The organism is Microbispora siamensis (genome assembly GCF_016863095.1).
Lineage (GTDB): Bacteria > Actinomycetota > Actinomycetes > Streptosporangiales > Streptosporangiaceae > Microbispora > Microbispora siamensis.
In genome coordinates this window covers 237,307-256,985 of sequence record NZ_BOOF01000013.1, presented here as the reverse complement: position 1 = coordinate 256,985, position 19,679 = coordinate 237,307, and the positions used below count along the sequence as shown (strand labels likewise).

Below are 19,679 nucleotides of genomic sequence, written 5' to 3'. Positions count from 1 at the left end.
TCCACCCCAGTGACGTCCCACCCCACCGACCAAGACCCCACCCGCATCGCATACCACCTCGTGAAGGGGTGGGCACGAGTTCCCGTACGCTGAGGGTCGTGGAATATCGAGCCGTCGAGCAAGCGATCATGGCACGGGGAGTGGAGTGGGATTTCAGCCCCACTCTTGACCGGATCACCGCGCTGATGGAGATCCTCGGCGACCCCCAGAAGTCGTACAAGGTCGTTCATATCGCGGGCACCAACGGGAAGACGAGCACCGCGCGCATGGTCGAGGCTCTGCTGCGCGAGCGTAACCTGCGGGTGGGCCGCTACACGAGCCCGCATCTGCAGTCGATGCGCGAGCGCATCTCGATCGACGGCGAGCCCTTGTCGGAGGAGCGGTTCGCCGAGGTGTACCAGGACATCGTCCCCTACCTCGAGATGATCGACGCCAAGGTGGGCAAGCTGAGCTTCTTCGAGGTGCTGACGGCGATGGCGTTCGCCGCGTTCGCGGACGCTCCAGTGGACGTCGCCGTGGTCGAGACCGGTATGGGCGGCACCTGGGACGCGACGAACGTCGCCGACGGGACGGTCTCCGTCATCACGCCCATCTCGCTCGATCACACGGACTACCTCGGCCCGGACATCGCCACGATCGCCGGTGAGAAGGCCGGCATCATCAAGCCGAAGGCGATGACCGTGCTGGCGCAGCAGGCGCTGCCCGCCGCCGAGGTGCTGATGCGGCGGGCGGCCGAGGTCGGTGCGGTGGTCGCCCGCGAGGGGCTGGAGTTCGGCGTGCTGCATCGCGAGCTCGCGATGGGCGGCCAGATGCTCCAGCTCAGGGGCTTGAAAGGCGTGTACGAGGACGTGTTCCTGCCGTTGTACGGCGCGCACCAGGCGGGCAACGCCGCGGGCGCCCTGGCCGCCGTGGAGGCGCTGACGGCCGGCGACGACCCGCTGGGCGAGGAGGTCGTACGGCAGGCCTTCGCCCAGGTGAGCAGCCCCGGCCGGCTGGAGATCGTGCGGCGGGGCCCGACCGTCCTGGTCGACGCGGCGCACAATCCCGCGGGCATGGAGGCGACGGTCGAGGCCCTGACCGAGGCGTTCGGGTTCACCCGGCTCGTCGCCGTGGTGGCCGTGATGGCGGACAAGGACGTGGACACGATTTTGGACCTGCTGGAACCGGTGGCCGAGGAGATCGTGGTCACCCGCAACTCCTCTCCTCGCTCGCTGAGCCCGGACGACCTCGCGGCCCGGGCGGAGGCGGTCTTCGGCCAGGACCGCGTCCACATCGAGGACCGGCTCGACGACGCCATCGACAGGGGCGTCGCGCTGGCCGACCAGGGCGACGAGTTCGGCTCCGGCGTGCTCATCACCGGTTCGGTCGTGACCGCGGGCGAGGCGCGCATCCTCCTCAGGGCCGCCAAATGAGCAGCGCCGTGTTCGAGGTGACCCCCGGCATGCGCCGGCTCTGCGCGACCGTCCTCGGGATGCAGGCGATCGTCGTCGCGCTCATCAGCCCGGTCGCGATCACCATCAACCACGTGTCCACGCCGCTCGCGCTGACCGTCGGGCTCGGGCTGGCCGTCCTGTGCGTGCTGGTCGCCGGCATGTTGAAACGCCCGTACGCGTACATTGCGGGCACCGTGCTTGAAATCCTGACAATCGCTACAGGATTCCTGGTCCCGGTCATGTTCTTCCTCGGGGTGATCTTCGCCGCCCTGTGGATAACGGCCATCTTCGTCGCTCGCCGTGTCGAAGGGACGACGAAGCGCTAAAGTCGGCAACCATGGCCGTCCCTCCCGTACCGCAGGCTCGGACCGCCGTGCCGGTCCGAGCCGTGCGCGTCCCTCTGCTGGTCGACGTCGTCATCGGGTTGCTCACCCTGGTGGCCCTTCCTCTCGCGCTCGTCGCCATCCCGAACACGATCTCCGTCGTGGCGGCGCTGCTGCCGCCGGGCGTGTCGCAGGTCGACATGATCCGCGCACACGGCCTGGCGCTGCCCGCCATGCTGGTGACCGTGCCGCTCGCCGCGGTCGCGGTGCGCAGGCTCCGCGCGGCGCCGATCCTCGTGGCGGGGCTCACGCTGCTCGCGCTCGCCGACGTCGCCGGGGGGTACACCGACACGGTCGCGCTCGTCGGCGTGCTGCGCGTGCTCCACGGGATCGGCGCGGGCATGCTCGTGCCGGCCACGCTGGTCGCGGTCGCCGAGCGTCCCCGGCACCGGGTGCTGCTGCCGATCTGGGCGGGCGCGCTGGCCGCCTCGCTGCTGTCGGCCCAGGCCCTCGCCCTGTGGGCGATCCGCGACGTGTCCTCCTGGCAGGTCACCCTCCAGCCGTACCCGCTGCTCACCGGGGTGGCGCTGGCCCTCGCCGCGGCATACCTGGTGCTCTGGATGATCTCGGGCGACGGGGGGACGCGGGCCGAGGGGGACATCCTGCCCGCGGGCCGGCCGACGTCGGCCGAGCGCGGGCGGCTCGCGCTGGCCATCCTGCCCGCCGCGGCCATCGCGGTGCTGGGCGTGGGGATCACCTTCGACTGGCCGCCGCACCTGGTCGTCGTCGCCGCGGCGATCGTGGTGGTGGCGATGCTGGCGCTCGCGGCGCTCGGCACGTTCGAGGGGCCCGGCGGCCGTACGCTCGCCTTCGTCAACGTCGCGGTGGGGCTCGTGGTGCTGCCCACCGCCGCGCAGATGACCTACATCGAGCTCGGCGGCCCGCTGGGCGGCCCCGGCCTCAAGGGTCTGTGGGTGCCGTTCCTGGTGGCCGTGATGGCCGCGCTCGTGGGCGCCGTCCTCGCGGGGCGGGCGCCCGAGACGTTCGCGGCCCGGATGACGGTCCTCGGTCTCGTGGCCGTCGTCGCGGGGCTGGCCGCGATCAGGCTGCTGGTCCCGGCGCCGTCGGGCACGCCGCTGGTGGTGCCGTTCGTCCTGCTGGCCGCGGGGTCGGCGGTGGCGCTGGTCGGCGCGTTCCGGGCGGCGGGCCTCGGATCGGCGATGCTGGGCCTGTCGCTGTGCTTCCCGGCAGTGCTCGCGGGCTTCCTGCTCGGCACCGGCATCCAGGTGAACCGGCTGCGCGACGCCGCAGAGACCGCGCGGGGCGACGGGAACGCCCTGGTCGACGGGTTCATCGACGCGTTGCACACGTGGGCGCTGGTCGGCGGCTTCGTCGTGGTCGGAGTGATCGTGCTCTCCTCCGTCCTGACCCGTCGGGCCGCCGCCGCGTCGGCGGACGGCGAGGTGGTGATTCCCGCGCCAACCCCGTCACCGGAGGAAGGCGACATTCCCGGGGACGCCGGCCCCGCACACTGACACTTCCCCGAACGCCCCGCCGCCGGAGACTCGCCGCCAAAGGCTCGCCACCGGAGACCCGCCGGCACCGGACTCGTCCGATCGGAGCGGCGTCCCCGGACCGGTAAGCTGCCGTTGCGTCGGAGCTTTCCAGCCGGAGCTCCCCAGACGCGTGACGGGTGGGCCCGCGATCCGCCGGGTCACCGTGTACGGCGAGTCAAACGACCTTAGGAGAAGAGACCGTGTCCGAGCGTACGCTTGTCCTGATCAAGCCCGACGGGGTCCGTCGCGGCCTCATCGGGGACGTCATCGGCCGCATCGAGCGCAAGGGCCTCAAGATCGTGGCGATGGACCTGCGCACGCTCGACGCCGAGACGGCCAAGGCTCACTACGCCGAGCACTCCGAGCGGCCGTTCTTCGGCGAGCTGGTGGAGTTCATCACCGGCGGCCCGCTGGTCGCGATGGTGCTCGAGGGCCCCCGGGCCGTCGAGGCGTTCCGCGCCCTGGCCGGCCTGACCGACCCGGTGAAGTCCGCGCCCGGCACGATCCGCGGCGACCACGCCCTGGAGATCGGCGAGAACGTCGTCCACGGCTCCGATTCGCCGGAGTCCGCCGCCCGGGAAATCAAGATTTTCTTTCCGGACCGTTTCTAGTCCTTGCCACACGAGAGGCCCCGGTTTAAACCGGGGCCTCTCGTGTTTTTCCAGGTGGTGACCGAGCTTAGGCCGGGGGACGCCGGTTTTTCCGGGGGCTTGAGAGCTCGATGTGCCCAGTGATGAGCACAGGCCGTTACGATTCGAATGCGATGCGTCATCCCGCACTCCCGCTGAACCCGGTAACCGCTAACCACCTGAAGGAAGGCTTCCTTCCGCATGGGCAGCAAGCTGACATTCCTGGGCCGTGACATGGCTGTCGACCTTGGCACGGCGAACACTCTCGTCTACGTCCGAGGGCGCGGCATCGTCCTGAACGAGCCGTCCGTCGTCGCCATCAACGTCACGACAGGAAAGATCGTGGCAGTTGGGATAGAAGCGAAGCGGATGATCGGGCGGACGCCCGGAAACATCGTCGCGATCCGTCCCCTGAGGGACGGTGTCATCGCGGATTTCGATGTGACCGAGCGAATGCTGCGGTACTTCATCCAGAAGATCCACAAACGGCGGCACTTCGTGCGCCCGCGCATCATCGTGGCCGTGCCGAGTGGCATCACCGCGGTGGAACAGCGCGCCGTGAAAGAAGCGGGCTACCAGGCCGGGGCCCGCCGCGTGTACATCATCGAGGAACCGATGGCGGCCGCGATCGGAGCCGGCCTGCCGGTCCACGAGCCGACCGGGAACATGGTCGTCGACATCGGCGGCGGCACCACCGAGGTGGCCATCATCTCGATGGGCGGCATCGTGACCAGCCAGTCGATACGCGTCGGGGGCGACGAACTCGACCAGGCGGTCATCGCCTTCGCCAAGAAGGAGTACTCGCTGATGCTGGGCGAGCGCACGGCGGAGGAGGTCAAGATCGCCGTCGGGTCCGCCTGCGTCACCGGCGAGGACTTCCACGCCGAGGTGCGCGGCCGCGACCTGGTCAGCGGCCTGCCGAAGACGGTCGTCATCAGCGCCGAGGAGATCCGCCGGTCGATCGCCGAGCCGGTCAACGCGATCGTGGACGCGGTGAAGTCGACGCTGGACAAGTGCCCGCCGGAGCTCTCCGGTGACCTCATGGACCGGGGGATCGCCGTGACCGGTGGCGGCGCCCTGTTGCGCGGCATGGTCGACCGGTTGCGTGAGGAGACCGGCATGCCGGTCCACCTGGCCGAGAACGCGCTCGACTCGGTCGCGCTCGGCTCCGGGCGATGCGTGGAGGACTTTGAAGCCCTCCAGCAGGTGCTCGTGCCGGAGCCCCGCAACTAAGGAGCGTCAAGCGTCATGAGAGACACCCGCCGCGCCCGTCTCACGCTCGGACTCCTCCTCGCCGTGGCGCTGATCCTCATCACCGTGGATCACCGGGCCGGGAACGACCACGTCCTCGGCCCGGTGCGCGACTTCACGGGCGCCGTGTTCGGAAAGGTCGAGCGCGTCGGCGCCGCCGTCACCCGGCCGATCACCGGTTTCGTCGGCATGCTGCGCGACGCGCCCTCCGCCCAGCGCGCCATCGCCGACCTGCGCAAGGAGAACGCGCGGCTGCGGGACGAGGTGTCGGCGCAGCGGCTCGACAAGGCACGGGCGGAGAAGCTGGACCGCATGCTCGGGCTGGCGGGGCTCGGCCGCTACCGCATCGTGCCGGCCCAGGTCGTCGCGCGGCGTACGGTGGCCGGTTTCGAGGACACGGTCGAGATCGACGCCGGCACCGGCGACGGGATCCGGCCCGACATGACGGTGCTCAGCGACGCCGGGCTGGTCGGCCGCGTCGTCCAGACCGGCCCGGCAGGGTCGACGGTCGCCCTGCTGACCGACCCCGCCCTGTCGGCCGGGGCGAGGCTGGAGGGCGGCAACGAGCTCGGCGTCGTGAGCGGCCTCGGCGAGGAGGGCGGTGGCGGCAACCTCATCAGGTTCCGTCTGCTCGACTCGACCGTGCCGATCGGCGTGGGCCGCCGGATCGTCTCGTTCGGTTCTCAGCAGAGCAAGCCGTACGTGCCGGGCGTGCCGATCGGTGTGGTCGAGCGGGTGGACAACACGCCGGGTGAGGTGACCAGGACGGCGTACGCGCGGCCGTTCACGAATTTCTCCGCGCTGGACGTCGTCGGCGTGGTGGTCGCGGCGCCGAAGCGTGATCCGCGCGACGCGGTGCTGCCGCCGAAGCCGGCGCCGCCGAAGCCGCGCGAGGACCAGCGGCGCGGCGACGAGGGCCGCGGGCAGGGGCACGCCTCGCTGGAGGCCGAGTGGGGGCTCGGCGACCGGGGCCGCGGCTCGGGTGACGAGTCGCGGGCCACGACCGAGCGGCAGGCGGGCGAGGGCCGGCCCGAGGCCGCGCGGGAGCGGCGCGGCCGGCACGGCACACAGGCCGTGGACGGGGAGCAGCAACCCCAAGAGCAGTACGCCCAGGAGCAACACGCGCAGGAGCAGTACCGTCAGGAGCCGCCCGCCGCCCATGAACGGCCCGCCGCCGGCGAGGCGCGCGACGCGCCTCGGCAGCGCCAGGGCACTGCGGCGGACGACGGTCGCGGTGGGAGGAACTGAGCGATGGCCCGCAACCTCCTCGCCGCGCTGCTGCTCTTCGTCGCTCTGGTGCTCCAGGTCAGCGTGGTCAACCGGCTGCTGTTCTCCTATGCGCCCGACCTGGTGCTGTTGACGGTCGCCGCGCTCGCGACCATGCGCGGGCCCGTGCCGGGTGCGGTGATCGGCTTCTGCGGAGGGCTCGCCTACGACCTGCTACCTCCCTCCAACCACACGCTGGGCCAGTACGCGCTCGTCCTGTGCGCCCTCGGCTACGCGGCCGGGCGTGTGGGAGAGCGCGTGCCGCTGGCCGCGGTGGCGGCGTGCGCCGTGGTCGCGCCCGGCCTGCTGGCCGGTCTGGGTGCCCTGATCGGCGCACCGGGGATCACCTGGCCGGTGCTGGCCATGGCATGGCCCCGGGCCGCGATCTGCAATCTCGTGGCCGCCCCGCTGGTGCTCCGGGCGGTCAAGGTCACGCACGGCGGCCACCGGAAGCGCGCCGGTGGCGGCGATCTCGTGCCGAGCTGGAGACGGGGGACGGCATGACACGTTTGCGCGGACGCCTGCTCGTCCTGCAGGTGCTGGTCATCGCCATGATCGTGGTGCTCGTCGTCCGGCTGTGGCAGGTCCAGGTGGTGCAGGGGTCGCGGTTCGTCACGGTCGCGACGGAGACACGCACCCGTGAGGTGCGCGTCCCCGCCCTGCGGGGGGCGATCCTCGACTCCTCCGGCCGCCCGCTCGTGCGCAACCGTACGACGCTGGTGGTCTCCGTGGACCGCGGCCGGCTGGAGCGGATGCGGGACGGCGGTGACGCGGTCCTGCGCCGGCTGGCCGCCGTGCTGAAGGTGCCGATGTCGAAGCTGAAGCAGGAGATCCGGGCGTGCGGCCCCGGCATCAGCCGCCCGTGCTGGCCCGGCTCGCCGTACACGCCGATCCCGGTCGCCAACAACGTCAACCCGCGGGCGGCGCTGCAGATCCTGGAACGCCAGGAGGACTTCCCCGGCGTCACGGCCGACATCCAGGCGATCCGCGACTATCCCGACGGCAAGGACGCCGCCCAGCTTCTCGGCTACCTGCAGCCGGTGACGCAGAGCGAGCTGGAGAAGCGCGAGGGTCTCAAGGCCAACTACTCGGGCGTCGACCTCACCGGCCGCGACGGGTTGGAGCGCACCTACGACTCCGCCCTGCGTGGCACGCCCGGCCTCCGCAACGTCCAGGTCGACCGGATGGGCAAGGTCATCTCGGTCAACCAGCAGTCCGACCCGGTCCCCGGCGACATCCTGGTGACCAGCATCGACGCCAATGTGCAGCGCGTCGTCGAGAAGTCGCTCGACCAGGCCATGCGGGAGGTGCCGAACTCGGACGGCGCCGCCGGCGTGGTGCTCGACGTGAAGACCGGCCGCGTGATCGCGATGGCCAGCCGGCCGACGTACGACCCCAGGGTCTGGACGGGCGGCATCTCGGAGAAGGACTACCGGCGGCTGCTGTCGGACAAGTCGGGCAAGCCGCTGGTGTCGCGGGCCATCGCCGGTGAGTACGCCCCGGGTTCGACGTTCAAGATCAGCTCGGTGTCAGCGATGGTCGCCGACGGCGAGCCCCTGCACGGCACCTACCAGTGCCCGAGTTCCTACAACGTCGAGGGCCGGTCGTACCCGAACGCGGGCGGCATGAGCCTGGGCGCGATCTCGCTGCACGAGGCGCTGGTCAAGTCCTGCGACACCGTGTTCTACAAGGCCGGGTACGAGGAGTGGCTGCGCGACGGCGGCAAGACCCCCAAGGCCAAGGTCAAGGAGCCGATGCCCAACATGGCCAAGGCCTACGGCTTCGGCAAGCGCACCGGCATCGACCTGCCCGGCGAGTCCGCGGGCCGCATTCCGACCCGCGCGTGGAAGCTCGACCTGTACAACTCCACGAAGTCGGAGATGTGCAAGCGAGCCAAGATCGGCTATCCGGAGATGAAGGACCAGAGCCGGGCCGCGTTCGCCAAGCGGCTGGCCAACGAGAACTGCCTGGAGGGCATGATCTTCCACGCCTACGAGGCGGTCAACCTCTCGATCGGCCAGGGCGACGTCCTGGTCACCCCCCTCCAGCTCGCCCGGGCGTACGCGGCGCTGCTGGGCGACGGCAACGTGCGCAGCCCGCGTGTCGGCTGGGCGCTGATGCGTCCGGACGGCACCCTTAAGCAGGAGATCCCGGTCCCGATCGTGGGGCACCTGCCGGTCAACGACGAGACCCGCACCTACATCCGCAAGGCGCTCAGCGAGGTGCCCTCGGACGGCACGGCCGCGGGCGCGTTCCGCGGGTTCCCGATGAACATCGTCAAGATCGGCGGCAAGACCGGTACGGCAGAGGTCTACGGCAAGGAGGACACGTCGTGGTTCGCGTCCTTCGCGCCCGCGGACAATCCGCGGCTGGTCACCGTGGTCATGGTGGCGCAGGGCGGCTTCGGCGCCTCGACCGCCGCGCCCGCCGTGCGGCGCATCTGGGAAGGGATCTTCGGCCTCGGGAAGGGAGACGACGGCAAGCCGCTCAAGCCGGCGCTTCCGGACGGCAAACCGGTTACGCGGCTGCCGGCCATCAGCCGCGAAACGCAGTGAGGCGGGCCTGCCATGACTGATGCCATCGGGGTACGGCGGAGGTCGTTCGCGAGCCGCGTCGTCGGCCGGGGATCGGTCGTCTGGCGGATGGACTGGCTGCTGTTCGGCGCGGTGGTCGCGCTCAGCGCGGTCGGCACGCTGCTGGTGTGGTCGGCCACCCGCACGTGGTCGTCGATCGAGCCGACGGGCATGGCCAAGAAGCACGTGCTCAACCTGCTCATCGGCCTGGCCCTCTACAGCGCGATCGCGGTGACCGACTACCGCTGGCTGCGCACGTACGCGCCGGTCCTGTACGGCATCGCCGTCATCGGGCTGATCCTGGTCATCAGCCCGATGGGATCGACGATCAACGGCCACCACTCGTGGATCCTGCTGGGCGGGGGCTTCGCTCTACAGCCGGCCGAGTTCATGAAGCCGGCGCTGGTGGTGATGCTGGCGCGGCTGCTGACCCCGACGTCGGAGAAGGGGAAGGCCAAGGACCGGCCGCGGGCCTCCGGTCTCGCGCTGTCCCTCGCGGTGGTGGGCGTCGCGGCGGCGCTGGTCATGATGCAGCCCGACCTCGGCACCACGATGGTGCTGATGGCGACGACCGGAGCGATCATCGTCTTCTCCGGGATACGCAAGCGCTGGGTGGTGGCCGGGGTGCTGCTCGCGGCGCTCGCGGCGGCGGCGGTGTGGTCGCTGGGGCTGCTCAAGCCCTACCAGGTGGCGCGGTTCACCGCGCTCATCGACCCGTCGAGCGACCCGCGCGGCGTGGGCTACAACAGCACGCAGGCGCTGGTGGCGATCGGGTCGGGCGAGGTGTTCGGCAAGGGCCTGTTCCACGGCGGCCAGACCACCGGACGCTTCGTGCCCGAGCAGCACACCGACTTCATCTTCACCGTCGCCGGCGAGGAGCTCGGCTTCGTCGGGACGGTCACCGTGGTGGCCCTGCTCGGCGTGGTGCTGCTGCGCGGCGCGCGGATCGCCCGGATGTGCGGCGACCGGTTCAGCGCGCTCGTCTCCGGCGGCATCGTCGCGTGGCTGGCCTTCCAGACGCTCGTCAACGTCGGCATGACCATCGGCATCATGCCGATCACCGGTGTGCCGCTGCCGTTCGTCTCCTACGGCGGCACGGCGACGTTCGCGAACATGACGGCGGTGGCCATCCTGCAGGCGATCCACCTCAGATCCCGGCCCGTTTGACGGGTGACGCCCGCATGAGAGCCGTCCGCAGGGTGGCGGATCCTCGCTCTCACTGGCGCCCGCACCAGCCCGCGAACATCATGGGAACGGAACAGGTTCGGGGGTTGAACGAACCATTACGGAGGAACGGTGACTCCGGACGACGAGGTGCGGGAGCGCGAGCGCGCCCTTGACCTGCTACGCAGGGCCTTCCCCGACTACCGGATCGTGTACGGCGGCGGACGATGGGCCGCCGCGGCCGCGGGCGACCCGCCGACGGTGTGGTTCGCCGAGACGCCGGCCAGCCTGTGCGGTCAGCTCTTCACGGCTCAGTTGCGCCGCGGTGGGACGGTTGTTCCTCTCCGGCTGGAGGAGAGCGACTCGCAGTGCGCGAGGTGACCGGTTCGTGACATGTACGGCGTTAGCGTGCGGGTGTCACCACTGGGAGAGCCGATGACGACACCCTCACGCGGCGGGGACCGGTCCGCCATCCAGATCGCCGGCGGCATCCGCGAGCGCACCCTCGCCGCTCTCGGAGAGCCGCCGACGACCGCGGTCTTCCACCAGATCGCCGACGAGATCCACCTGTGCTGCCCGCAGCTGACCCGTTTCAAGTGCCTGCGCCTGGCGTACGGGTGGACGGTCGAGGAGGCGATCGAGCGCTTCCACGCGATGTGCGACCGCGAGCAGATCAAGCGCAGGGGGCTGAGCGAGCGGTCCTGGCGGGAGTGGGAGGCCGGGGCCCGGCCCGACCGCGACTACACCGACCTGCTGTGCCGCCTGTTCGAGACGGGCCCGGTGCAGCTCGGGTTCGCCCGGGACTACACGCCCCCGGAGATGCGCCGTCCCGGGGCGTGGCGGCGCCCCGCCGCGCCCGACCTGATCAGCGCCGCCGCGCAGGAGGCGAGCGAGCACGCTGAGCGGGTCGAGACGAGCGAGGTCGGCGACAGCACGCTGGAACGGCTGCGCACGCAGGTGATCTGGCTGTCCCGGAGGTACGTTTGGGAGGCGCCGCTGCCGCTGTTCGTGGAGATGCGGGCGCTGCAGGAGCAGACCCGCCGGGCGCTGGAGCGGCGCGTCCACCCGGCCCAGGCCGGTGAGCTGTACTTCCTGGCGGGGGCGCTGTGCGGCCTGATGGCCAACGCGAGCATGGACATGGGCCGCCGGGTGCCCGCCGACACCCTCGCCCGCGCGGCGTGGACGTACGGCAGGATCGCCGGCCACCGGTCGCTCATGGGCTGGGCCCGCGGCATGCAGGCGTCGGTCGCGCTGTGGGACCGGCGCTACGAGGACGCGGCGGGTTACGCCGAGGACGGTCTCACCCAACTGCCCCGGGGCCAGGGCGGCGCGCGGCTCCACATGCTGCGCGCGCGGGCGGGCGCGATGCTCGGCTGGACCCGCGAGGCCGAGGACGACCTGCTCAAGGCGGCGGACGCCCGGGAGTCGGGCGCCGGGGACGAACTGCACGACGGGTTCGCCGGGGAGTTCGCCTTCCGGCCCGCCAAGCACGCCTACTACACGGCGGTCACGCACCTGCACCTCGGCCAGCCCGCCCGGGCGATCGAGCAGGCCCGCACCGCGCTCGGCCTGTACGAGCGGGAGGACCGGCAGAACAGGTCGTACGGCTGCGAGGCGATGGCCGGGGCCCACCTCGCGGTCGCGCACCTGATGGAGGACGACCCCGGCGGGGCCGAGCAGGCCCTGACCCCGCTGCTGGCCCTGCCGCCCGAGCGCAGGATCGACAGCCTGGCCGAGACGCTCCAGTCCACCCGGCCCATGGTGCGCGGCTCGCTGGCCGAGCGGCTGGAGTCGTTCTGCGCGACCGGCCTGCCCCAGTCGGCCGCCCGGGCGCTGCCCGAGTCACTGGGGGAGTCACAGGGGAAGTCACAGGGCAGTGAGGGGGATCTGCGATGAGTGTCTCCACCGTCGCCGGGACCCCGCCCGCGCTCGCGGAGGCGTGCCGCCAGGCGGGGCTCAGCGCCGACGGGGCCCGGTTGCTGCGCAGCTTCGCCAACACGGTGTACCACCTGCCGGGGGAGGGGGTCGTCGTCCGCCTCTCGGAGGCCGGCACACCGGGCAAGTACGACCGCCTGGTCACCTCGCTCAAGGTCACCCGCTGGCTGCACGAGCAGGGCTTCCCCGTCACGCTGCCGCTCGACGTGCGTCAGCCGCTGGCCGTCGAGGGCTGCCTGGCGACCTTCTGGCACTACGAGCACGGCGCGGACGACGGCGACCCGGTCCCGCTCGGTCTGTTGCTGCGGTGGTTGCACTCCCTGCCGCCGGTCCCGTTCGCGCTGCCGACCTACGACCCGTTCGGCCGCGTACGGCGGGCCGTACGGGCCAGTCTCGTCCTGGACGGCGAGGAGCGGGAGTGGCTGCTGGGCCGGTGCGCGGCGCTGGAGGAGGCGTACTACGAGCGGGTCGAGTTCGCCCTGCCGTACGGACTGGTCCACGGGGACGCGCACCGGGGCAACCTGATCCGCACCGCGGACCGGATCCTGCTGTGCGACTGGGACTCGGCCAGCGCCGGCCCGCGCGAGATCGACCTGGTGCCCACCCTGCAGGGCGCCAGGTTCGGTCTGTCCGACGCGCAGCGGGACGGCTTCGCCCACGCGTACGGGTGCGACATCAGGGACTGGCCGGGCTATCCGGTGCTGCGCGACATCAGGGAGCTGCAGACGCTGACGGCAGTGCTGCGCATCGGGCACCGGGACGACGCGGCGCACGCCGAACTGCGCCACCGCCTGGCCTCGCTGCGCGCGGGCGACGACCGGATCTGGCACCCCTTCTGAGGAAGGAAGATCCGCAGGGGTCACTCCCCGGAGCCGATACCCTGGATGCATGTCTGTCGAGTCGTTGTTTCCCCGCCTGGAGCCGCTGCTGCCCAAGGTGCAGAAGCCGATCCAGTACGTCGGGGGCGAGCTGAACTCGACGGTCAAGGACTGGGACGAGGCGACCGTCCGGTGGGCCCTGATGTATCCGGACGCCTACGAGGTCGGCCTGCCCAACCAGGGGGTGCAGATCCTCTACGAGATCCTCAACGAGCTGCCCGAGACGCTGGCGGAGCGCACCTACGCGGTGTGGCCCGACCTCGAGGCGCTCATGCGATCCGAGGGCGTCCCGCAGTTCACCGTGGACGGGCACCGGCCGGTTCGCGCGTTCGACATCCTCGGGGTGTCGTTCGCGACCGAGCTCGGCTACACGAACCTCCTCACCGCGCTCGACCTGGCGGGGATCCCGCTGGAGGCGGCGGACCGCACCGACGAGGACCCGATCGTGCTGGCGGGCGGCCACGCCGCGTTCAACCCGGAGCCCATCGCCGATTTCCTCGACGCCGCCGTGCTCGGCGACGGCGAGCAGATCGCCATCGCGATCTCCGAGGTGCTGCGCGAGTGGAAGGCCGAGGGCTCGCCCGGCGGCCGCGACGAGCTGCTGATGCGCCTCGCCTCCACCGGCGGGGTGTACGTCCCGAAGTTCTATGACGTCGAGTACCACCCGGACGGCCGCATCATGCGCGTCGTCCCCAACCGCGACGGCGTGCCGACGCGCGTGTTCAAGCACACGGTCATGGACCTCGACGAGTGGCCGTACCCGAAGAAGCCGCTGGTCCCGCTCGCCGAGACCGTGCACGAGCGGTTCAGCGTCGAGATCTTCCGGGGCTGCACCCGGGGCTGCCGCTTCTGCCAGGCGGGGATGATCACCCGCCCGGTCCGGGAGCGGTCGATCACCACGATCGGCGACATGGTCGAGGCGGGGATCAGGGAGTCCGGCTTCAGCGAGGTCGGGCTGCTGTCGCTGTCCAGCGCGGACCACTCCGAGATCGCCGACGTCACCAGGGGTCTCGCCGACCGCTACGAGGGCAGCCAGGTCGGCCTGTCCCTGCCGTCCACCCGGGTCGACGCGTTCAACATCGACCTGGCGAACGAGCTGTCCAGGAACGGCCGCCGTTCCGGGCTCACGTTCGCGCCGGAGGGCGGCTCCGAGCGGATGCGCAAGGTGATCAACAAGATGGTCACCGAGGAGGACCTGATCCGCACGGTCACCACCGCCTACTCCAACGGCTGGCGGCAGGTGAAGCTCTACTTCATGTGCGGGCTCCCGACCGAGGAGGACGAGGACGTCCTCGGCATCGCCGACCTGGCCAAGAAGGTCATCAAGGCGGGCCGCGAGGCGACGGGTTCGCGCGACATCCGCTGCACGGTCTCCATCGGCGGGTTCGTGCCCAAGCCGCACACGCCGTTCCAGTGGGCCGCCCAGTGCGACCACGAGACGGTGGACCGCCGGCTGCGCGCGCTGCGCGACGCCCTGCGCTCCGACAAGGAGTACGGCAGGGCCATCGGCTACCGCTACCACGACGGCAAGCCGTCGATCGTGGAGGGGCTGCTGTCGCGGGGCGACCGCCGGGTGGGCAGGGTCATCCGCGCCGTCTGGGAGGACGGCGGCCGGTTCGACGGCTGGAGCGAGCACTTCTCGTTCGAGCGGTGGATGGCCGCGGCCGAGCGGGCCCTCGCCGACGAGCCGGTCGACGTGGACTGGTACACGACGCGGGAGCGGGACGAGCACGAGGTGCTCCCCTGGGACCACCTCGACGCCGGCCTCGACCGCGAGTGGCTGTGGCAGGACTGGCAGGACGCGCTCAACACGGTCGAGGTCGAGGACTGCCGGTGGACGCCCTGCTACGACTGCGGTGTCTGCCCCACGATGGGCACGGAGATCCAGATCGGCCCGACGGGCAGGAAACTGCTGCCACTCACCGTGATCTGACGCTCACGGCTTATCCTGAAAGACGATCGACCGACACCGGAAGGACGACGGAACTCTGAAACCCGTTCCCGACGGGCCCGCGCCCGAACCCACGGTGCAGCGCCTGCGCGTGCGCTACGCCAAGCGGGGCCGCCTGCGTTTCACCAGCCACCGCGACATCTCCCGCGCCGTCGAAAGGGCGGTGCGGCGAGCCGGTATTCCGGTGGCCTACAGCGCCGGCTTCAGCCCCCACCCGAAGATCTCCTACGCCGGCGCCGCCCCCACCGGAGTGGCGAGCGAGGCCGAGTACCTCGAGATCGGGGTGAACCGGCCGTGCGACCCTCGGCAGGTTCGCGACGACCTCGACGCCTCGCTGCCGCCGGGGCTGGACGTGCTCGACGTGGTGGAGGCGCGGGACGGGAACCTGGCCGACCGGCTGGAGGGCTCGATGTGGGAGCTGCGGCTCCCCGGGGCCGATCCGGGCGAGGCCGAGCGGGCGGTGAAGGAGTTCCTCGCGGCCGACCTGGTGGAGGTCGAGCGCCTGACCAAGAAGGGAATGCGGCGGTTCGACGCCCGCCAGGCGGTGCGTTCGCTGGCCGTAGTGGAGGGGCCGGGAATTACGGCAGGTCAGGAGACCGTTCAACCGTGTGTCATACTTCGTATGGTTGTTCGGCACGAAACACCTGCCGTCCGGCCCGACGACGTGCTCATGGGTTTGCGTCTCGTGGCAGGCTTCGCGCCGCCGTCACCCGCAGCGGTGACCAGGCTGGCGCAGGGGCCGCTCGACGCGATGACCGGTGAGCCCGCCGACCCGTTCGCCTTCGACCGGGCAGGCGGAGACCTATAAGACTTGCCGCCGAGGCGCCGACAGGAAGCCCGGCGGACCGCGAGAGACGAGAGCCTTCGCGCGGCGCGGAAACGTGCCCGGAGGCTGACGGGAGAGCGCCCGCATGCTCGACAACGAGCCCACTGACGGGGCGATGAGCCTTGACGGTGACACGACAACGGAAGAACGCGGCCAGGCCGGGGGAGAGGTGGTTTCCTCCGGTCCGTCCGGCGTGTCCACGACCCCGCGCCGCCGGTCGGCGAGCCGCCCGGCCGGGCCCCCGCCCGAGCCGGACGACCTGCCGCCGCCGGTGACCACGGTGGCCGCGGCCGGCAAGCCGAAGGCTGCCGAGAGCACCCCGCCGACGGCCGCAGAAAGCACCGCGCCGACGGCTGAAGAGGGCACCGCGCCGACGGCTGAAGAGCCCGCCGGGACCCCCGCGCAGGAGGAACCGGTCGCGAAGGAACGGCCCAAGCGGGTCACCCGCCGCCGTACCAAGACCGCCGAGGAGCCGGTCGCCGAGACTCCTCCGACGGAGACGGTGGAGACGGTGGCGGCCGCGGCGGAGACGCCTGTGGCGGAGACGGCGCCGGCGGCGGACGACGAGCCGGCCGCGCCCACTCGGCGTCGCCGGACCCGCAAGAGGACTGACGAGGCCGAGCCGTCCCCGCAGCCGGAGCAGGCGGAGAAGACGACGCAGGTCGTTCAGGCCGAGGAGCCCGCCGCCCCGAAGCGCCGCCGTCGCGTCCGGGCGGAAGAGCCGGAGCCGGAACGATCCAGGGCGATGAGCGCCGCCGAGGCGGAGGTCGCCGCCGCGCTGCGGCTCAACCTCCCCGACGAGGAACCGCTGGACGACGAGCCTCTCGACATCGAGGACGTCGACCTGGAAGACCTCGACACCGAGGAGGACGGCGGGCGGCCGGACGTGGTGGCCGACCCCTTCGGTCTGTCCGCGCGGCAGCCGTCCGTGCCCTCGGTGACCTTCCAGGCGCCGTCGGCGCTGTTCCAGCCGATCTTCCAGGCCCCCGACCCGTTCGCGGTGCCCGCGCAGAGGCCCGCGTCGCCCGCGCCCGAGCCGGTGGCGGCCGAGGACGACGAGGCGGAGGAGCCGGAGGAGACCGCCGAGTCCGGCGAGGACGAGTCCGAGGCCGAGGGCGGCAGCCGCAGGCGGCGCCGCCGCAGGGGCGGACGCGGACGCGGCGCCCGTGCCAGGGACGCCGAGGACGGCGAGGAGCAGGAGAGCGAGGGCGAGGAGCCGCAGTCCGCGTCGGCGGAGGAGGACGACCGCGAGCAGGCGGAGGACGACTCCGAGGGCCAGACCGGCACCAGGCGCCGTCGCCGCCGCCGTCGCCGGGGCACCGAGGAGGCCGAGCTGGCCCCCGACGACCCGCCGAACACCGTCGTCCGGATCCGGGCGCCCCGCGCCACCAGGTCCACCTCGGTGGACGAGGTCCAGGGCGTACGGGGATCGACCCGGCTGGAGGCCAAGAAGCAGCGCCGCCGTGAGGGGCGCGAGCTGGGCCGCCGCCGTCCCCCGATCATCACCGAGTCGGAGTTCCTGGCCCGGCGCGAGTCGGTCGAGCGGATCATGGTCGTGCGCCGCCAGGGCGGCCGCACCCAGATCGCGGTGCTCGAGGACGGCATCCTCGTCGAGCACTATGTCGACCGGGAGTCCAGCCAGTCGTACGTCGGCAACGTCTACCTCGGCAAGGTCCAGAACGTGCTGCCCTCGATGGAGGCGGCGTTCGTGGACATCGGCAAGGGCCGCAACGCCGTGCTGTACGCCGGCGAGGTGAACTTCGACACCGCGGGGCTGGAGGGTCAGCCCAAGCGGATCGAGGCGGCGCTGAAGTCCGGGCAGTCGGTGCTCGTCCAGGTCACCAAGGACCCGATCGGCCACAAGGGCGCCAGGCTGACCTCGCAGATCAGCCTCCCCGGCCGCTACCTGGTCTACGTGCCGGACGGCTCGATGACCGGGATCAGCCGCAAGCTGCCCGACAAGGAGCGGACCCGGCTCAAGCAGATCCTCCGCAAGGTCATGCCGGAGAACGCGGGCGTCATCGTGCGCACCGCCGCGGAGGGCGCCTCGGAGGAGGAGCTCAGCCGCGACGTCGCCCGGCTGTCGGCCCAGTGGGAGAACATCCAGCGCAAGGCCAAGTCGGCCAGCCCGCCGGAACTGCTGTCCGGCGAGCCCGACCTGACCATCCGGGTGGTCCGCGACGTCTTCAACGAGGACTTCAGCTCCCTGGTCGTCGAGGGCGACGAGGCGTGGACGACGGTGGACGAGTACGTCCGCTACGTCGCCCCGCACCTGGCCGAGCGGCTGTCGAAGTGGGAGGAGGGGACCGACGTGTTCTCCGCCTACCGCATCGACGAGCAGATCGCCAAGGCGATGGAGCGCAAGGTGTGGCTGCCGTCCGGCGGTTCCCTGGTGATCGACCGGACCGAGGCGATGACGGTCGTCGACGTCAACACCGGCAAGTTCACCGGGCAGGGCGGCAACCTCGAGGAGACCGTCACCCGCAACAACCTGGAAGCGGCCGAGGAGATCGTCCGCCAGCTCAGGCTGCGGGACATCGGCGGCATCATCGTGATCGACTTCATCGACATGGTCCTGGAGAGCAACCGCGACCTGGTGCTCCGGCGGCTGCTGGAGTGCCTGGCGCGGGACCGGACCAAGCACCAGGTGGCCGAGGTCACCTCGCTGGGTCTGGTGCAGATGACGCGCAAGCGGGTCGGCCAGGGCCTGCTGGAGGCGTTCTCCACGCCGTGCGACTGCTGCCACGGGCGCGGGATCATCGTGTCGACCGAACCGGTCGAGGCGAAGCCCGAGCCGCGCGGCACGCAGGGCAAGATGGCCATCGAGAAGGCGGTGGCCGAGAAGCTGGCGACGAGCGAGGGCTCCGTCGCCGCGGCGTCGGGCTCGGTGCGCGAGAGCGTCACCGACGCCATCGACGCCGAACCCACCACCCCCGACGAGGGTGACGGCTCCGCGTCGTCTTCCCGGGGACGGCGACGTTCCCGCAGGAAGACGGCGGAGTAACGACTTCGTCACCCGGCGGTCCGCTCGGTTCGACCTGGGTACCGGATATCCGGTACCCTAGTCAACCGGTGCGCCTGGTGTCGGCGTGCCTGGCTTCGCGCGCCTGCCCGGATCGCCGGTCGTGTATCGACAGCAGCTGGATGCGGGGCGCGGCATCTCAGCATTTAGCCAGTAGAAGGGTTCCGCGGTGTACGCGATCGTTCGTTGCGGCGGCAGGCAGCAGAAGGTCTCCGTCGGGGACGTCCTCGAGGTGGACAAGGTCGCCGGAGAGGTTGGCTCCTCGGTGTCGCTGCCGGCGGTGCTCGTCGTCAACGACGGCGATGTCACCACCGACGCCGCCACGCTTTCCCGGTTCCAGGTGACCGCCGAGATCCTCGGCGAGACCAAGGGGCCGAAGATCCGGATTCTGAAGTACAAGAACAAGACCGGATACAAGAAGCGCCAGGGTCACCGCCAGCGGTACACCCAGGTCAAGGTCACCGGCATCAACCCCGGACAGTAGTTTCCCGGGGGACGACCCCCGCTTACCCCCGAAAGGGAGTGAATCATGGCACACAAGAAGGGCGCCTCGTCCACCCGGAACGGCCGTGACTCGAACGCTCAGCGCCTCGGTGTGAAGCGTTTCGGCGGTCAGCTGGTGAACGCCGGCGAGATCATCGTCCGTCAGCGTGGCACGCACTTCCACCCCGGCGACAACGTCGGCCGTGGTGGCGACGACACGCTGTTCGCCCTGGCCACTGGCCGGGTGCAGTTCGGCACCAAGCGCGGTCGCCGCGCGGTGAGCATCGTCCCGGCCGCGGAGTAGATCCGCCCCGGACACCAACAAGCAGCGCGATGAGGCGGATCGAGCATTCGGTCCGCCTCATTCGTTTTTCCATACAGCAGTGAGG

Annotated in this window: 17 protein-coding genes; all 17 read left to right on the top strand. The window is 71.2% G+C overall.

What is annotated here, in order from left to right:
* Nucleotides 1-128 precede the first annotated feature (128 nt).
* A complete protein-coding gene (locus Msi02_RS14855) occupies nt 129-1,412 on the top strand; it encodes a bifunctional folylpolyglutamate synthase/dihydrofolate synthase (RefSeq protein WP_204048900.1) in 1,284 nt (427 codons plus the stop codon).
* A gap of 8 nt (nt 1,413-1,420) precedes the next feature.
* Entirely contained in the window at nt 1,421-1,759 is a 339-nt protein-coding gene (locus tag Msi02_RS14850) for a DUF4233 domain-containing protein (RefSeq protein WP_143737838.1), read from the top strand.
* Between the two features lie 11 nt (nt 1,760-1,770).
* Nucleotides 1,771-3,291 carry a hypothetical protein gene (locus Msi02_RS14845; protein ID WP_204048882.1) on the top strand — a complete coding sequence of 507 codons (1,521 nt, stop codon included), beginning with the start codon at nt 1,771-1,773 and terminating at the stop codon, nt 3,289-3,291.
* A 221-nt stretch (nt 3,292-3,512) separates the two neighbouring features.
* A complete protein-coding gene (ndk, locus tag Msi02_RS14840) occupies nt 3,513-3,923 on the top strand; it encodes a nucleoside-diphosphate kinase (protein ID WP_030505860.1) in 411 nt (136 codons plus the stop codon).
* A gap of 219 nt (nt 3,924-4,142) precedes the next feature.
* Nucleotides 4,143-5,174 carry a rod shape-determining protein gene (locus Msi02_RS14835; RefSeq protein ID WP_076434349.1) on the top strand — a complete coding sequence of 344 codons (1,032 nt, stop codon included), beginning with the start codon at nt 4,143-4,145 and terminating at the stop codon, nt 5,172-5,174.
* Between the two features lie 15 nt (nt 5,175-5,189).
* On the top strand, nt 5,190-6,440 hold the full coding sequence (gene mreC / locus Msi02_RS14830; protein ID WP_204048881.1) for a rod shape-determining protein MreC: 1,251 nt from the start codon (nt 5,190-5,192) through the stop codon (nt 6,438-6,440).
* 3 nt (nt 6,441-6,443) lie between these two features.
* Complete coding sequence (gene mreD, locus Msi02_RS14825) at nt 6,444-6,962, top strand: rod shape-determining protein MreD (protein WP_204048880.1); 519 nt, start codon at nt 6,444-6,446, stop codon at nt 6,960-6,962.
* Nucleotides 6,959-9,013, top strand: a complete 2,055-nt coding sequence (mrdA, locus tag Msi02_RS14820) for a penicillin-binding protein 2 (protein ID WP_204048879.1) — start codon at nt 6,959-6,961, stop codon at nt 9,011-9,013. The genes mreD and mrdA overlap by 4 nt, the downstream gene beginning before the upstream one ends.
* Nucleotides 9,014-9,025: 12 nt before the next feature.
* On the top strand, nt 9,026-10,198 hold the full coding sequence (rodA, locus tag Msi02_RS14815) for a rod shape-determining protein RodA (protein ID WP_204048878.1): 1,173 nt from the start codon (nt 9,026-9,028) through the stop codon (nt 10,196-10,198).
* 129 nt (nt 10,199-10,327) lie between these two features.
* The gene (locus tag Msi02_RS14810) at nt 10,328-10,576 is read left to right on the top strand and encodes a hypothetical protein (protein ID WP_079320046.1); all 249 of its coding nucleotides are present in this window, start codon (nt 10,328-10,330) and stop codon (nt 10,574-10,576) included.
* A 54-nt stretch (nt 10,577-10,630) separates the two neighbouring features.
* Nucleotides 10,631-12,091, top strand: a complete 1,461-nt coding sequence (locus Msi02_RS14805) for an NsdA family TPR-like regulatory protein (protein ID WP_204048877.1) — start codon at nt 10,631-10,633, stop codon at nt 12,089-12,091.
* A complete protein-coding gene (locus tag Msi02_RS14800; RefSeq protein ID WP_179155510.1) occupies nt 12,088-12,969 on the top strand; it encodes a phosphotransferase family protein in 882 nt (293 codons plus the stop codon). Before Msi02_RS14805 ends, Msi02_RS14800 begins: the two co-directional genes overlap by 4 nt.
* A gap of 49 nt (nt 12,970-13,018) precedes the next feature.
* Entirely contained in the window at nt 13,019-14,941 is a 1,923-nt protein-coding gene (locus Msi02_RS14795; RefSeq protein WP_079320042.1) for a TIGR03960 family B12-binding radical SAM protein, read from the top strand.
* Nucleotides 14,942-15,035: 94 nt separating this feature from the next.
* Nucleotides 15,036-15,767 carry a TIGR03936 family radical SAM-associated protein gene (locus Msi02_RS14790; RefSeq protein ID WP_079320041.1) on the top strand — a complete coding sequence of 244 codons (732 nt, stop codon included), beginning with the start codon at nt 15,036-15,038 and terminating at the stop codon, nt 15,765-15,767.
* 103 nt (nt 15,768-15,870) lie between these two features.
* A complete protein-coding gene (locus Msi02_RS14785; RefSeq protein WP_204048876.1) occupies nt 15,871-18,789 on the top strand; it encodes an Rne/Rng family ribonuclease in 2,919 nt (972 codons plus the stop codon).
* A 187-nt stretch (nt 18,790-18,976) separates the two neighbouring features.
* A complete protein-coding gene (gene rplU / locus Msi02_RS14780) occupies nt 18,977-19,291 on the top strand; it encodes a 50S ribosomal protein L21 (RefSeq protein WP_030505848.1) in 315 nt (104 codons plus the stop codon).
* Nucleotides 19,292-19,336: 45 nt separating this feature from the next.
* Nucleotides 19,337-19,594 carry a 50S ribosomal protein L27 gene (gene rpmA, locus Msi02_RS14775; protein WP_030505847.1) on the top strand — a complete coding sequence of 86 codons (258 nt, stop codon included), beginning with the start codon at nt 19,337-19,339 and terminating at the stop codon, nt 19,592-19,594.
* Nucleotides 19,595-19,679 lie beyond the last annotated feature (85 nt).